Here is a 15,392-nt window from a genome sequence, read left to right on the forward strand (position 1 = left end):
TTCAGTACATAACAATATAACAGATTTAGCAAAAGCACCAACAACTGATCGAATGGCTGGTATCCATTCATGTCTTTATTTACCTGTTCTTCATTCTCGCTCCACCAACCTTTCCATTTTAATAGATTCTCAGGGCTTATCTCCGTAGTTTTTAAAAATAACAAGACGAGCAACTCCATGATTGCAATATTACAATATACGGAAGAATAATTCTCATCCAACTTAAATCCTTTTTGCATATCCCCGAGAGTATTCTCACCTTTTTTGATTGTCACAATATCGTCAATCGCTTCCTTACAGAAACAGATGCACCATACATAATCTTCCTCATCGTATAAAAGATTGATGATATCATTATAAATACGTAGCAGCTTCCGACTGTATCGTTTGTACTTTCGCATGTAAGACTCTTGTCGCATTTCAGTCAACTCATGTTCCCCCATTTTTATAGGTATTTTCTTGAGCACCATGGAAAACACTGTCTTTGCCTTCCTGTATTCCTCAATCACTCGCTCATAATTCGAAAAATCAGATTCATTAAGCATATTCTTATAACAAATGGCCTTGGACAGATACACCTCTCCCCGGTTAATCAGTTCATCAAGGTTGCCATTGCCAAGTTCTTCATGCCCCCTTTCGTAATGCATTTCAAGATAATTATTGTCTATTTCGCTTTCTATAAAGAAATCCAAAGCCATCTTGTAATTACCGGAAAGCATTTCGGACACCCCCATTGCATATACATCCTCCCTAGAATTCCAACGATGAATTTTCGTAAACTTATTATTGACAGTAGCAAATCCCTGCTTGTCATTGAATATGGTAGTTGCCGATATATTAAAGAACCGATTCAACGCATCTAATATGCTTTTTTTTATACTATTATGTATATAAATCTGTAATATCCGATGTTTTTTTATCACAAACCTATTCAATCCAAACAAAAAGACACTGTCCTGACGAGAAATTCTATTATTGAGGACAGCCGGTTCCCATAACATAAAAGCATATTCCGTATTCGAACAAAAGTTGGTAATTTTCTTGGTCTGAAGCAACAAGTCCGCAATATCTTTTTTTATGTCGCGACTGGTGACAAATGACAGATTATTTTCATACAACAAGTCATACGTAATATTGTAGCAATAAAGTACCCCGTAGTTTTCTGTAGTATTCTTCTCACCATCCTGTTTATATGTACATTTTATCTTTATCAAATCTTGCGGATCAGGAAATAAAGTCATTCCAGAAGAATTCTCGACAGTCTTGTCATTACAAGCAAACCACAATGAGACCAGCACATTCTTGCTAAAATCTACCAAGCAAGTCGCCGCCCCGTTATGTTGCAAGTCTGCTAAAATCTCGAGGTCACTCCAGTCTTTATATGCTTCCGGATAATTATCTTTAACCTGCCGTATCAAATTCTGGTGATATGCTATATAATCTGAAAAAGAATACCTCGGAGAATGAGAGCCTTTCAATCTGATTGACGCCCCTGAACGGATAAAGTCAGATTCATGTACTTTAGTAAGTCCCCGATATATAATCTGATGTTTTTTCTCAATAGAAAATTCTTTTAGCCATTCATCCAGCCTGTTTAGTATTGTAATAATATAAAAAAGACCATTTTGCAAATGAGAATCTGGCATCAAATTCCCCATAGTATTTTCCACAGTAGTTTCCATAGACAAGATTTGTATTAATATTGGGAATATATTCTTACTATCTGACAATCAATGCAGTAATACAAATGTAGCTTTAACCATTCTTCCCTCCAAACAATTTAACAGTAAATTGTAATATTTCTCATAAAATTCACCACAAACCATTTCACATAAATAACTATAATTTCATCAACAATAAAAAGCCTTTAATATACTAATATCTATATTTTTTGTAACTTCGAAACAACTAATTAAACATCTCTACCCAAACACCTAATTTAAATTCATCATGCACACGAAACGACTCACCGACATTCTGCTGGTATTCCTCTGCATCTTCTGCTTCACCAGCTGTGACCACGACGACGTGAACTTTCCCACCTTCACATTCAATGAAAACGGAGAATGTGAGCCAGCGTCTCTCACCCCCATTTCATCCGCCCGCTTCGAAGAAGCCGTGGTGGGATACGGCTGGAAACACGTCCACACCTACGAAATCAATCCCGACGGCACTTGCCAGACGCAGGATTATTACCAAGACCTGACAGGTACAGGCCCTACCCAATATTACGTGGAAAGCAACTCTTCCCTGAAGAAATACATGTACATTGACGCCTATCCTACATGGGGATTCCGGACAGTCGCTTATACCTTCTCGGACGGAAACCGACTGCTCAGCAACCAGAACACAGTGTTTCAGATACTTTCTGTAAACGGCAACACAATGGAAATACTTGACCAGCTGGGGATACGGGCAGGCGGAACCGAAATCTACGGTTATTCCATCTACCAGCGAATGACGAATCAGGAACTGGAAGAGGTGCAGAAAACATATCACACAGATTTGTCGGACATCCACGAACTGACCGTATCGGTACAGGAAAATCCGCTCATCATCTCCGGAAAAGAAACGGAATTCGACGTGCTGAGCAGCAACGGTCCTTTCACTTTCAAACCAGCCAGAGAAGGCAGTTGTGAAATCACTTCACAAGGGAATCACGTCAAGGTCAAGCTGCTGAGCAACGGAGTATATCTCACAGGCTACGACCGTCTGCGTCATTGTGAGGTGGTCATCTTCTCTACCGACGAGGAACTGGAACCCGAAGGCACGGACATCTACGACTTCACGTACACGGAAATCACTGTCAATCAAGAAAAGAAACTCTTTGCGCCCGATGGCCATGAAATCTCCTACGATCTCGGCAGCATGGAAGTCACCCCGCGCAAAGAATACACCGGAAGTATCCTGAGCCAGTATGCTCCCGTGGCCTTGCTTGCCGTGGACACAAACGGACAGGCACGCTATCTGCGCATGAACAGCGGCAAAATCAGTTTCAAGGACCTTCTTCCGCAAGAAGTGCTCGACCAGCTGACGGAAGGTACAGAGGGGAATTCTCTCACCTACAAGCTGGAACTGATTACGCCCGACTGCGAAGTGTTCCAGGTTCTGCCTTTCAAAATCACCTATAAAAAATAGTGTAAGTTTCATGAAACTTATCCGCCTGCTTCCCATATTGCTTGTCATCGGACTTTCCTTCCTGACGAGTTGCCGGAAAGAAGAAGTTCCTTCTGTCGAAAACGAACGGACGCTCTTCATGTACCTGCCGTGGTCCACCAACCTGACGAGCTATTTCTATACCAACATCGACGACATGGAAGATGCCATCTCCCGCAGAGGGCTGGACAAGGAACGGGTGCTCGTCTTTCTGTCCACCAGTTCCACGGAAGCGGAACTGTTTGAAATCAAGGTCAATAACGGCACCTGCACCCGGCAGATACTGAAAGAATACACCCGTCCGGCATTTACGACAGAAACCGGTCTCACGGGCATACTGAACGACATGAAATCGTTTGCCCCTGCCAAAAGCTACTCCCTGATTGTGGGTTGCCACGGCATGGGATGGCTGCCCGTCGCCCAGAGCAAGGTACGCGCCTCCACGAAACCCCGCTATCACTGGGAGTACTCGCACACTCCCCTGACCCGTTTTTTCGGGGGACTGACGACAGAATACCAGACGGAGGTAACCACCCTCGCCCAGAGTCTCTCCAACTGCGGACTGAAAATGGAATACATCCTGTTTGATGACTGCTACATGTCCTCTCTGGAAGCAGCCTACGACCTGCGCCACGTGACCCGCCACCTGATAGCCTGCCCCACGGAAATCATGGCCTACGGCATGCCGTACTCCCGCATCGGAGAAAACCTGCTGGCCGAGAGTCCCGACTACAGCGCCATCTGTCAGGCTTTCTACCAATTCTACTCCACTTATTCGTCTCCCTACGGCACCATTGCCGTGACCGACTGCTCCCGACTGGACGAACTGGCTCTCCTGATGAAAGACATATATTCCCGCCATACGCTGGACAACTCGCAAGCGGCTTCCATTCAGCGTATGGACGGCTATTCCCCCGTGATTTTCTATGACTTCGGCGATTACGTCCGCACCCTGTGTGGTGATGACGCAGAGCAACTGGCCCAGTTTGACGCCTTGCTGGAACAAGTCGTTCCTTACAAGGCACACACCGAGAAATTTTTCACCGCAGCCCGCGGCGCACTTCCCATAGAACACTATTCCGGCATCACCACCTCCGCCCCCAGCACGAACAGCCTGGCAAGTTCTTACTCGCAGACTTCATGGTATCTGGCTACGCATTAAAAATATTTATACTGCCCGGCCACTACCAGAAAGCACAGAATTCATTACATTTGCAGAAACCAAAACCTGTTATTTATGAACCGCAGACTACTATCCGTCACCATGTTTCTGGCGCTGATGCTGACTTCCCTGCTGGCCGGACACCACAACTACCACGTGACACGAAACGAAATAACAGCCGACCTGAACCAGGCACTGGCACTGACTCTACAGGAAAAGAAGGAACCTATTGTGACGCAGGACACGATACGGGCATACAAGCAGCTCCGGCGTACTTCGGGCGGACAGGTACTGATTGCCGTGTCCGACGAACGTTTCTGCCGCCACCTGAAGAACCGGCGGCTGAAGGAAACCTCCTTCCTCACGTTCGACGTGGTGGACAAGGAGTATCAGGGCGGTTCGACGGATGAACAGGCCATCTACAGTGATACACTGATGATAAGAAACGGACACGCAGGCGAGACACTGGCCCTGAAAGGCTATACCCGTCTGTCGGCAGCGGCCGTATTCGGCATGTCCGATCAGCGCCTGCCTGCCGGACTGATGGCTGCGGCTATCCTCTGGGCCATCGGTTCGATGCTTTACTTGCGGAAGAGAGAAAAGATGAACCTGATGCTGCAACCTGCTGAAGGATACACACAGCTGACTGAAGGATATGCACAATCCACCACCAAGGAGTTTGGGGGACTGACCTACTCGGACGCGGACGACCGCTTTTACAGTGCCAACCACACGCCTATCCGCTTCACCCCCATGCAGCAGCAACTGATGCGGCTGTTCTGGCAGGCACCTTCCCACTCCATCTCGAAAGAGGAAATCTGCGCGGCACTCTGGCCCAAGAAAGACGATGCCAACGATACGCTCTACACCCTTATCCGCCGGCTGAAACCCATCGTGGAGGAGCATACCCGACTGAAAATCGTAGCCGACAGAGGACGGAGCTATTCTCTGGAAATCAACGAACTGAAGAGCTGACAGCGAATTGTCAGGCAAATGTCAGCGTCGGTTTTTGACGCCTACGTAATGCCTCCCTACTTTTGTTCCTGAAACTTACACACAGGAACAAATGAACACACTTGTATTGTTTTTTCAAAAAAAGGCCGAAAAGAGGTCTATTCTAATCCACCCCTCCAATAGACAAGAGGAGGTCTTCACTACGCTTCAGGTGAAAAACAAGCACCTCCCGACAGACGATTCCTGGTTGACATCATGCCGACAGTATGGACCACGTGACATACTGCAAATCCTGACCGGAATCTTTCTTTTGTGTCTTACTTCTCCTACCCTCGCGCAGGAAGTGGAACCCACCGTGGAACTGGGCGAAGTGGAGGTCAAGGCCGACCGGATTGTCCACAAGACCGACGGTCTGCTGCTCTATCCCTCCGAACAGCAGAAAGCTTCTTCCCGCTCGGGCTACAGTCTGCTCCAGCAACTCACCCTACCGAATATCCGTGTGGACGAGGTGGGCCACAGCATCTCGGCCATCGACCAGCGGGGAGGCGTACAGATTCGCATCAACGGCATCATTGCGGACAAGGCGGAGATGTTATCGCTCGACCCGAAGAACATCCGCAAGATTGACTTCATCGACAACCCCGGGGTGCGCTATGGCGACGGCATTGCCTACGTCATTGACATCACTACCCGACGGGCGGACAACGGATATACTTTAGGAACCTCGCTCACCCAGGCACTGACTACCCGCGACGGCGATTACACGGTGTACGGAAAGTGGAACACGGAAAAGAGTGAGCTGTCGCTGAACTACAGCTTCAGCTACCGGGATTGTAAAGGCATACGGACGGAGGAAACCGCACACTACCACCTGAATGACGGCTCCATTTATACCATCCTGCGCAACGACCTCGCCTCGCGCAACCGGAGCCTGAGCAACCAGATGAAGCTGACCTACAACCTGGCCGACTCCAGCCGCTACGTGTTCCAGGCTTCACTGAGCGGCAACTTCCGTCACGTGCCGGGCGATTTCAGTCAGAAACAGATTGTAGACGGGGCACAAACGTACACTGCCCTCGAACAGCAACAAAGCCAGAGCAGCAGTCCGGTGCTCGACCTCTACTACTTCCAGCAGTTCACCCCCCGGCAGTCGCTCACCCTCAATGCCGTGGGCACGTACATCGGCACCCGCTCTTCCGACAGCTACGACGAAGGTTCGCCCTACCGTTACGACGTGGACGGACGCACCTACTCCCTGCTGAGCGAAGCCATCTATGAAAACCGATTGAAGCCCTTCACCCTTTCTGCCGGCCTCAACTACAGCCAGAAATACACGAACAATGAATATACGGGCGACGTCTCGTCCGTCACCCCCATGCACCACAACCGCGTGTACCTGTTCTCCGAAATCAAGGGAGTGTGGGGCAAGCTCCGCTACTCGGCAGGCATCGGAGGCAGCTACCTGCACTACCGCCAGCAAGCTCACTCGTACGATTACTGGAGTTTCTGTCCGAAAGCAGCCCTGAGCTACAATTTCACCCACTCTCTGCAACTGAGCTACAATTTCCAGCTGAACGAACGTACCTCACGGGTGGCCATGATCAGCGATGCCGCCATCCGCACCAACCGCATGGAATGGACCGTAGGCAGTCCCGACCTCAAGCCCAACCGGGAGACGTATCACACCCTCCGGCTGTCGTACAACGACTCCCGCCTGCAAGCCTATGCGCAAGGCTTCTACAAGAAATGTCCTCACCCCAACATGGCGGTGTACGAACGCACGTCCGACGACCGGTTCATCTATACCCAGCGCAACCAGAAAGAGATTGACGCCCTGCACGCCATGGCCTACGCAAGCTACTGGCTGATGCCGGAAAAGCTCTCCGTCACGGCCTACGGGGGACTGTTCCGCTGCTTCAACTTCGGCCACGACTATACACACTGCTACACGTCTTACTTTGCTACGGGAGCCCTCAACGCCTACTTAGGCAATCTCTCCCTCCATGCCTACGCCGACAACGGTTCCCGCTTCCTGGAAGGGGAAACCAAAGGCTACAGCGGAGGCAACATCGCCCTGAAGGCCGCCTACAGCTACAAAGACTGGCAGTTTGCCCTTATCTGGCAACAGCCCTTCCAACACAAATACAAAATGTTCGAATCGGAAGTCCTGAACCGGAACCTCCAGAAGACCATCGCCCTCTACAGTCGCGACGCCTGCAACCTCGTCAACCTGACCGTGACGTGGCGCCTGACCAAAGGACGCAAGTTCCGCGCCGTCAACCGCTCCGTCCAGCTGAAGGACAGCGACACGGGGATTATCCGATGAAAGACTAGAACTTATAGCCCAACATGATAAAGACAGAATGTGTGCGATGTTTTTCTCTCTTCTCGTATTTCTCATAAGAATGGTGTGCATAAGGATTCCCATCCAAAAGATAATAATTAGAGCAATTATAACCCAGAGAAAAAGTCAAACGGTCATAAACTGCCGTCAGGCCGACCGCCCCACTCCAGTACAGCCAACCGGAATCTCTTGCTCCCGGGGCAGGCGATGCCATAATTATCCCCGGTAAGGCAAACAAATGAAGGTCCAATTCCTGCGATTTCATGTACCACAACGAGGGCGAACGCAATAATACAGATGGCTTGAAAATAAATCGGGCACAATAATCGTCCTCATAAAAAAAATCGCCTTCCTTTCTGCCCCAGTCAAACAATTCCTTAATCTCTGCATCCATGCCTATAGAAGCTCCTATACCCACATAAGGGACAGGCAGCCAATGAACGCCTCCCATAAATTCCCAGCCGTTCGTATTCAGCCCTCCGGCAAAATTCATCTCCCATTTATAATTTTCCTCATATTGCCGGTGAGGAGTCTCACTCTTTTTTTGTGCAAAGCAAAATGACTGGCACATGCACATAATAAATACCGTCAAGTCTTTAGTTTTCATAATTTCGATTTAAATAGTTCGTGATGCCCGCCTTCTTTCCAGCGCAGCCAGATTTTCAGTCTAGTTTTACATGGAGAATCCATTCTCCCGATACGGCAATAAAAATAATCACAAAAGCCAACACTCCATCTCTTTCAGCGTTTTTTTTTGTATTAATAACAAATATCACCAACTATTGATTCGTTCTATATTTTATCATCAAAGTCATCGTAAAGTCCTGATATTCGCCCGTGTACTTCCCATTGATAAAAAACACCTCCCACGGATAAATGGATTTCAGCGTCTTTTTGAGAGCAAGGGCCAGCGGATGATTCCCGTCTTCAATCATTTCCCGTGAAGGACGCAGAGAGATGAAGCGCACGTCACAATCCACGAAATGACCATCGGCTGTCAACTGGAAATTTCTTATCCCAAAAAGAATCCGCATCTCCCGACAGGCGGGAAACTGCCCCCAAGGAAACCGGCGCTCTATTTCCTCATGTGCCTTCCTCAAATCCAGTCCGGCTCTCCGGTAATTATGGTAAGTCTTTGTTCCCAGCACTTTACCGTTCCGGAGGGTCAGCACCTGCTCCGTCTCCATGTTGCGCTGAAATCCGTCATGCACATACCTCACCACATCTCCTTTCCCCGCCCGGAGCTCCCCACTGAACCAGCAGGCCTGAATCTCTCCCCCTTGACAGTAAGAAGCAAAAAGCGGCTGCAACTCCTTCACCTCATACACCCGTGCAGATTCCTTTTTACTGGCCTTATCGCAGACGGCAACTTCCATCCGTTGCAGACAAAGATACCCGTCATGTATCTCCCAGAAAGCCGTATAACCGCTCCAATTGCCGGTCGACAAACTGAGATTGTCCGGAAGAAACGCCCTCACCTGCGCACATAGCAGGGAGTCATGTCCTATCGGCTTTGCCATCAGCTCCCATTCTTCTCCTTCCAGAAGAATCACATCGCCCGATTGACCTGTAGCCTTGAGCGTCAGCATCACGCCGCACAGCAGAACAAACAACATCACTTTCTTCATACGTACCTGATTGTTAAATAAATCCGGGTTTTAAAGATACGAAAAAGAAACGTTTTTTCAAACTTGCAGAAAGGAGTGGAAAAACGGAGTCCTGTTTTCCGGGAAATACCGGTTTTATTTTTATGCCTCCCTGCCCCAAAACGTATGTTTCCCGAGACAAAGAGATACGGTTTCCGACAGGAAAACATACAGTTTCCTTGCGGGAAACATGGAAAGCGCATTGAAAAAATGGATTCTTCTTCAAAGCGTTTTGACATTCGGTTAAAATAACATGGAAATGCAAGTCTGTGCTGATTTTTTTCATATATTTGCTTTCACACCATAAAACGACCTTTATGACCAAAAAAATCATCGCATTGCTATCAACCGTCTTGCTGTTCTGCAACAGCCTTTCTGCCCAGTCATCCGGTACAGACACCTTCCAGTTGGAAAAGGCGAACGGGCATTATATTTTCAAGACGAAAATCAATCATCAGCTCATGGCAACAATCCTTCTGGAATCAGGTATCCATGTAATGTTAATGGATTCCCTTTATGCATTTGAAAACAGCCGGCACCTCAACCTGGATTTTGTCAAAACGGAAAGATATGAAAGGATGAATCTGGGAGGCAGAAAATACAAAATAACCCACAAGGCGACAGGAACCATACAACTGGGGGATAACACGGAATACAGCGGCGAAATATTTCTACTGTCAAATTATCAGTCGGGCCACGACATTGCCATTCCCATACAACACATCAGCCACTCTAACGACGGGGCCCATATCATAAAATTAGATATGAAAAATTACAGGCTTCAGGCTTTAAACAGGGAACTATTCAGTTCGGAATCCACACATTACAGCACCATCGCCATCAACTATGACACTTACCTGAACATGCCTGCCGTAAGAACAGACCTGTGTTTCAAGCAAAAGGGTAAAAGATATACGCTCTCAGGAAATTTTGTGCTGGATTTAGGGAACGCATCCTTCCTTTTCCTGATGAAACAGAATCCTGCCGTTCAGGATTTTTTGAAAGAGAATACGGAACTCAAAATACAGACAGCTTATAACAAGAATGGAGTGCCTGTGGGAGAAGCCATAGCTACAGAGCAAGCCAATCTCTGCAAGAAGAGTTTCAGGCAGCAAATCATTGCCATCACCCCTGCATTGCCTAAATTCACCACCGAAGGAAGTATCGGCCTGAAATTCTTTGACGGTTCAATATCTGTGTTTGATTTTGACAAACATGAATTTCATTTTCAATGAATCACTTTAATCATGAGTCAATCATGGATACAAGAGATTCCACAGAATACAAGAAACGGGAAGAAGCGCTCATCAAGGAACTGGATAAGCCGAATATCAGCAGCCATGCCTCCGACTATATGAAATCCCAAGCTTATCAGGATTTCAAACAGTACATAAACAATCACCCGGATTACATTGCCCTGATGTGTCAAGGTTTTCTCTTCAAGGACATCAAAGGACTACACGGTTACCTGATAGATGACATTATCCAGTCAAGGTATCCCTCTGCCCCAAGCATCAGAACGTACGTAGATAAGACCACCAACGTGGATGATGAAAAATTTGCCGTTTATCAGTGGCAACGGAAAGTCTGGTTTCTGATGAACAAGGAAAAAGAAACGTTTCTTAATCAAATTGATTAAGGTATGGAAATAACATTGTGTGTAATAATCTCAAGAGAAGTTTCTACTTTTAGTATCCATTCAGATGCTGTCAGTGCATTTGAGAGTTTATTATCAAATGGGCTGCTTAGATTAAAAACGGATCTAGTTGAAAGTTTATGCATAGCATTTATATGTGTGTCACCTCCGTTCAGCAAGTTCTTTAAAGTTCATCGTCCTAAATATTATGAGGATAAAACTTTGAAATGTAGGGGTTCTGTAACTCCTGAGGTGAGAATGTATAAGTGTCTCACGGCAGATTTTGTGGTGGATTTCGAAGGTTATTTTAAGCTGACTACGAAAGAAGAATGTCTCAAATTTTTAGCCCTTTCATTTGTGAACTTTTTAAAGGACTTAAAATACCCGGGGAAACTGAAGAAATTCGAAAAAGAAAAACTACTTCAGACTGTAAAAGACATATTTATAGAGAACTCCATCATATCAGCGCATGATGACATATAGTTCATAAAAAGCTTATAGAATTTCTTTTACATACAAAATATCGCAGTAACTAATGTCCGCTTATTGGAACAACTAATCATATACTATTTGAATATCTCTATGAATTGCTCCAAAAAAGATTTTTCAGGAATGCCCGAAGTACAGAAGTGAGCTTCTTTTAATCCTATTATTCTTTTATCTTTCATACTGGAATCGACCAACCGGATAAAAGAATCCCGATTTTCAAACTTTGCATACAATTCTGCACGCCATTCATCGGGGAATTTTGAAAATAGCTTTTGAAAATGCTGCACATCCCAATGCCTGATTTCAGCATCTATCTCTTTTTTTGCTTTATCCATTAAATTCCTGTCGTCTAAAAAAAGAGCCAAGGCAAGTTTGAACTCAAAGATACGGTACAAATTAATCGGATTATGTTTCGGGATTAATGAAGAAGATAGTTGATCAAGCCATTTCCATACATCACTGGTCATAACTTTATCTTTGAAAAATAGCCCAAACTGTTTCCCGGCAAAATCGGAAGCACTTTGAAACAATCTGTCATGAGATGCATAATCTATAAAAAACTGGGTTCCATTCTTACCCCAAAGTTCTGTGTAAAAAACAGGTATGTTTCTTTTCTGCACGGAATCCTCCCATAATGGCAGGCATTCGAAGATAACCCGATATTTTCCAGAGAGAACTTTCTCCATTCTTAATCCCCACAAAACGATATCAGCCTTCATATATAAAGTGGAAGGTGTATAAGGAGATAACATAGGAAATCTCTCTTGCCAGTCGTCAATTATTTCTTTTTTTACCATGGTTGTTTTTAGTTCTATCGTTCTCCTTACCCTTCAGAAAGGAAAGAAAGTCTATTTATATGCGAAGGATGAAAAAAAGCTAATCGCATTATTAGAAGAAAGAAACAATGCGACAGCTTTTATAAACGACTAATCTTAAAAGATATAACGAACTCCACAACCCTATTCCGCGAACGCCGGAACAGGCAGATGCATGCCTGCCATTACCAGTCCGTTTTCACGGGCATATTGCAGGTAGTATTTGCGGCTTTTGATGGCTCCGGTCTTATCCATGTCATACTGCGCACAGATTTCGGGATGGTCTTTCTGCAAGGCAAACCCGTGAAACAAGTCACCTATTACCAGCAGCTTGCCCGCCTGGTAAACGGTATGTCCCGGAGTATGTCCTATGGCCTCCATAGGGAGTACATTTCCGGGAAGCGTATCTCCAAAAGCAAAAAGATGCAGACGGTCTTTATAGGCATTCATCGTGGTTTCCACCTGTGCCCTTTTGTCGGCCGGCATCTTCATCCAGGCATCGTATTCTGCCTTCGAGGCATACACCTCAGCCTTGGGGAATACGGCCTTACCGTCCTTCATCATTCCGCCGATATGATCTCCATGAAAATGGGTAAGAAACAAGCAGTCTATATCTTCAGGCTTTACGTTCAACGATTTCAAGCCCGCCATCATCCGGCTATCAGGAGCACCGACACCGGTGTCAAAAAGCATCCGCTTGCCAGCACATTCAATCAAAAACGTACTCATAGAAGTCGGTATGCCATCTTGAAGGGAAAGACTGTCCATCAGCGCATCTGTCGCATCCGGAAAGAGAGTACGCGGCATCAAGCGTGGGCTGGCATTGTCACGAATCCATGTCACCTTCATACCGTCCAGCGTCAGCGTGGCCAGCAGGCTGTCTTTCTGTAACTTTACTTGCGTACATACGGTCTTTGTCGTATCTGCATCCATTTCTTTCTCTGTTTTCTGTTTATTCTGCCCTCCGCAACCAAAAAACAAGAAGGCTGATAACACGGCGGCACCCGTCATCACATAATTTTTCATACGTATTTGTTTTGTAGTTTCTTCTTATTTTCCCATCTCTACCTTCACTTCCTGAATGTTCCGAAGCTCATCACTGAAGTTGACACCAATCTTGTAGACCGTACGGCTGTCCTTGGCAAAAGGTGCGGCATAGCTTTTCTCCCGAATCTGGGCCAGAGCCTCTTCTGCACTGCCGTTCAGCTTGAATTCCATAATGTACACGTAGTCCTGCGTCTGGAGCACCAGGTCAATCCGACCGCGACTAGTATGGTATTCCACCTGCACATAGAAGCCCATCAGCTTGAAGATGATGTAGAGTATGTTCTGGTAATGCACCTCACGGTCGCGCGCCAGCTCGTAAGGGATGTCGGCAAACATGGTCTTCAACCGTTCGAAGAAATCGTCCACCTTGCCCGCCATCACTTCCTCCACAAAGCACTGAATCTGATAGGGCGACTTGCTTACGCTCACCGACGCGTAGTTGGGCAACAGGAACTTGAAGAACCCCTGTTCCACCTCGCGGTTGGGGAACCCCAGCGTGTAGTTCTCGAACATCTTGTTGTAGCCCTTAATGGTGAGGTAGCCGCTCTGGTAGATGACCTGTATCGGGTCGGTTGAGGCCGTATCAATACTGTCCAGCACCGGCTGGCTGGTGACGATATGTTCCAGTTCTTCTATCGGGTAGTGGTGGAGTTTGAGCAGTTCGACAAGGTAAGTCGGTGTGCCTGTCTCAAACCAGTAGCTGCCGAACCGCCGATTGGCAAAAGTATTCAACAAGCTGAACGGATTGTACATACCGATGGCATTTTCCGTGAAATGATACCCGTCGTAGTTTATTTTCAGTTCCGCACAAGCTTCCTCATAACTCATGCCCGTAGCTGCAGCTAATTCGTGAATATCCTCTTCAAAATAGGTATAAATTTCTTTCTCACTGATACCGCAGATTTCGGCATACTGGTCAATCATAGAAATGTCACGCAGGTTATTCAAATCACTGAACACGCTGACCTTACCAAACTTGGTCACTCCCGTAAGCAGGGCAAAGCGGATACAGCCATCCATGGATTTCAATGCTCCGTAGAAGGCTTTCAGGGTGCTGCGGTATTCGTTCTGCAAGGCTTCATTGCCGATGGCCTGGAGCATGGGTTTGTCGTATTCATCAATGAGAATGACTACCCGTCGGCCTGTCTGCTCGCATGCACGGCGGATGATGCCCTGAAAACGGAGGGAAAGACTTGTCTCACTTTCCCGTGCGCCGTATCGGCTTTCCCAGATACATAGATTATCATTCAAAATGCTGGTCAACGATTCCGGCGTATCGTATTTCTGCGTATTCAAATCCAGGTGCAGCACCGGATATACTGTCCAGTCCTTCTCCAGCTTCTCCAGTGCCAGTCCCTTGAAAAGTTCTTTCTTTCCTTGTGCGTAGGCTTCAAGGGTCGACAATAGCAGGCTTTTGCCAAAGCGTCGCGGACGGCTCAGAAAATAGTATTTATTTGTATTAAACAATTCATATATCTGTGCAGTTTTGTCTACATACACATAGCCATCATGTATCAGGCCTTCAAAGTTCTGCACTCCTACCGGATATAGCTTGCTCATAACCACTGGATTTTGATTCTACTGCGAATGTAGCAATTTTCAGCGAACATTCAAACAGACGAAGAATAGGAAACTGAAAATTAGATGGATAATCACTCGTTCTTTGCCATAATAATTTTTATCTTTGTACAGATTCATACTTCGGTTCAATGACCATTCAAGAAAACCTGAACAATGGGAGCACACAGAATGATAAACACCATTTTTAAGATTCTTCTTAATCTCCTGCTCTTCATGATGGGCGGCGTTGCCATCATGAACGTATTTATGAACAACTGCACGACAGGAGAGACTTACTATCAGCTACTGATGGCCATCCTATGTATCGCAACGATTTTCTGCAAGAAATACAGATATATCGGACTGTCCATCATCTTGGCATTGATGTTCATTGCTTATCTTGTCACCAAACCGTAACCGCATGGGAACATTAGGATGCATCCACGACATGATGCGGAGGGACAAAGAAAACAGGGAACTCCGTCAGCGCAACCGGGAACGTATGAAGGAAACGCGCCGGCGAATGATTGAATGCCGGCACACGGAGATTCCTCCTGCTCTTTCCGTGGAAAAACTGGAGGAA

The 15,392-nt window shown here is 46.4% G+C and carries 15 protein-coding genes; 8 read left to right on the forward strand and 7 right to left on the reverse strand.

Annotated elements, in window-relative coordinates:
- On the reverse strand, positions 1–1,682 hold a 1,682-nt coding region (locus tag ACMJ0U_RS06250), incomplete at its 3' end, for an FRG domain-containing protein (RefSeq protein WP_417128922.1).
- 268 nt (positions 1,683–1,950) lie between these two features.
- Between ACMJ0U_RS06250 and ACMJ0U_RS06255 the strand changes: the two genes are divergently transcribed.
- From ACMJ0U_RS06255 to ACMJ0U_RS06270, 4 genes are all read left to right on the forward strand, one after another.
- Positions 1,951–3,138: a hypothetical protein gene (locus ACMJ0U_RS06255; protein ID WP_417128923.1), complete on the forward strand. Its 1,188-nt coding sequence runs from the start codon at positions 1,951–1,953 to the stop codon at positions 3,136–3,138.
- A 10-nt stretch (positions 3,139–3,148) separates the two neighbouring features.
- Positions 3,149–4,318 (forward strand): clostripain-related cysteine peptidase, encoded by a 1,170-nt coding sequence (locus ACMJ0U_RS06260; RefSeq protein ID WP_417128925.1) that lies wholly within the window; start codon positions 3,149–3,151, stop codon positions 4,316–4,318.
- A 75-nt stretch (positions 4,319–4,393) separates the two neighbouring features.
- On the forward strand, positions 4,394–5,293 hold the full coding sequence (locus ACMJ0U_RS06265; protein ID WP_417128927.1) for a winged helix-turn-helix domain-containing protein: 900 nt from the start codon (positions 4,394–4,396) through the stop codon (positions 5,291–5,293).
- Positions 5,294–5,384: 91 nt separating this feature from the next.
- Positions 5,385–7,598 carry a TonB-dependent receptor gene (locus tag ACMJ0U_RS06270; protein ID WP_417128929.1) on the forward strand — a complete coding sequence of 738 codons (2,214 nt, stop codon included), beginning with the start codon at positions 5,385–5,387 and terminating at the stop codon, positions 7,596–7,598.
- 4 nt (positions 7,599–7,602) lie between these two features.
- Here the strand turns inward: ACMJ0U_RS06270 and ACMJ0U_RS06275 are convergent, their stop codons facing one another.
- The 3 genes from ACMJ0U_RS06275 to ACMJ0U_RS06285 all read right to left on the reverse strand — a co-directional run bounded on the left by ACMJ0U_RS06275 (position 7,603) and on the right by ACMJ0U_RS06285 (position 9,548).
- Positions 7,603–8,223: a hypothetical protein gene (locus ACMJ0U_RS06275; protein WP_417128931.1), complete on the reverse strand. Its 621-nt coding sequence runs from the start codon at positions 8,221–8,223 to the stop codon at positions 7,603–7,605.
- 172 nt (positions 8,224–8,395) lie between these two features.
- Complete coding sequence (locus ACMJ0U_RS06280) at positions 8,396–9,244, reverse strand: hypothetical protein (RefSeq protein ID WP_417128932.1); 849 nt, start codon at positions 9,242–9,244, stop codon at positions 8,396–8,398.
- 13 nt (positions 9,245–9,257) lie between these two features.
- Complete coding sequence (locus ACMJ0U_RS06285) at positions 9,258–9,548, reverse strand: hypothetical protein (RefSeq protein WP_417128934.1); 291 nt, start codon at positions 9,546–9,548, stop codon at positions 9,258–9,260.
- 31 nt (positions 9,549–9,579) lie between these two features.
- Between ACMJ0U_RS06285 and ACMJ0U_RS06290 the strand changes: the two genes are divergently transcribed.
- The 3 genes from ACMJ0U_RS06290 to ACMJ0U_RS06300 are packed head-to-tail and all read left to right on the forward strand — an operon-like array spanning position 9,580 to position 11,381.
- Positions 9,580–10,497, forward strand: coding sequence for a hypothetical protein (locus tag ACMJ0U_RS06290; RefSeq protein WP_417128936.1), 918 nt, complete (start codon positions 9,580–9,582; stop codon positions 10,495–10,497).
- A 23-nt stretch (positions 10,498–10,520) separates the two neighbouring features.
- A complete protein-coding gene (locus tag ACMJ0U_RS06295; RefSeq protein ID WP_417128938.1) occupies positions 10,521–10,901 on the forward strand; it encodes a hypothetical protein in 381 nt (126 codons plus the stop codon).
- Positions 10,902–10,904: 3 nt separating this feature from the next.
- Positions 10,905–11,381: a hypothetical protein gene (locus tag ACMJ0U_RS06300; protein ID WP_417128939.1), complete on the forward strand. Its 477-nt coding sequence runs from the start codon at positions 10,905–10,907 to the stop codon at positions 11,379–11,381.
- Positions 11,382–11,464: 83 nt separating this feature from the next.
- Here ACMJ0U_RS06300 and ACMJ0U_RS06305 read toward each other — a convergent pair whose 3' ends face one another.
- From ACMJ0U_RS06305 to ACMJ0U_RS06315, 3 genes are all read right to left on the reverse strand, one after another.
- The gene (locus ACMJ0U_RS06305; RefSeq protein ID WP_417128941.1) at positions 11,465–12,184 is read right to left on the reverse strand and encodes a hypothetical protein; all 720 of its coding nucleotides are present in this window, start codon (positions 12,182–12,184) and stop codon (positions 11,465–11,467) included.
- A 162-nt stretch (positions 12,185–12,346) separates the two neighbouring features.
- On the reverse strand, positions 12,347–13,228 hold the full coding sequence (locus ACMJ0U_RS06310) for an MBL fold metallo-hydrolase (RefSeq protein ID WP_417128943.1): 882 nt from the start codon (positions 13,226–13,228) through the stop codon (positions 12,347–12,349).
- 24 nt (positions 13,229–13,252) lie between these two features.
- Positions 13,253–14,809, reverse strand: coding sequence for an ATP-binding protein (locus ACMJ0U_RS06315; protein ID WP_417128944.1), 1,557 nt, complete (start codon positions 14,807–14,809; stop codon positions 13,253–13,255).
- Between the two features lie 174 nt (positions 14,810–14,983).
- Here ACMJ0U_RS06315 and ACMJ0U_RS06320 point away from each other — a divergent pair, with 174 nt between their 5' ends.
- Complete coding sequence (locus ACMJ0U_RS06320; protein WP_417128945.1) at positions 14,984–15,226, forward strand: hypothetical protein; 243 nt, start codon at positions 14,984–14,986, stop codon at positions 15,224–15,226.
- Positions 15,227–15,392 lie beyond the last annotated feature (166 nt).

Origin of the sequence: Phocaeicola sp. (genome assembly GCF_048170425.1) — a bacterium.
Taxonomy (GTDB): Bacteria; Bacteroidota; Bacteroidia; order Bacteroidales; family Bacteroidaceae; genus Phocaeicola.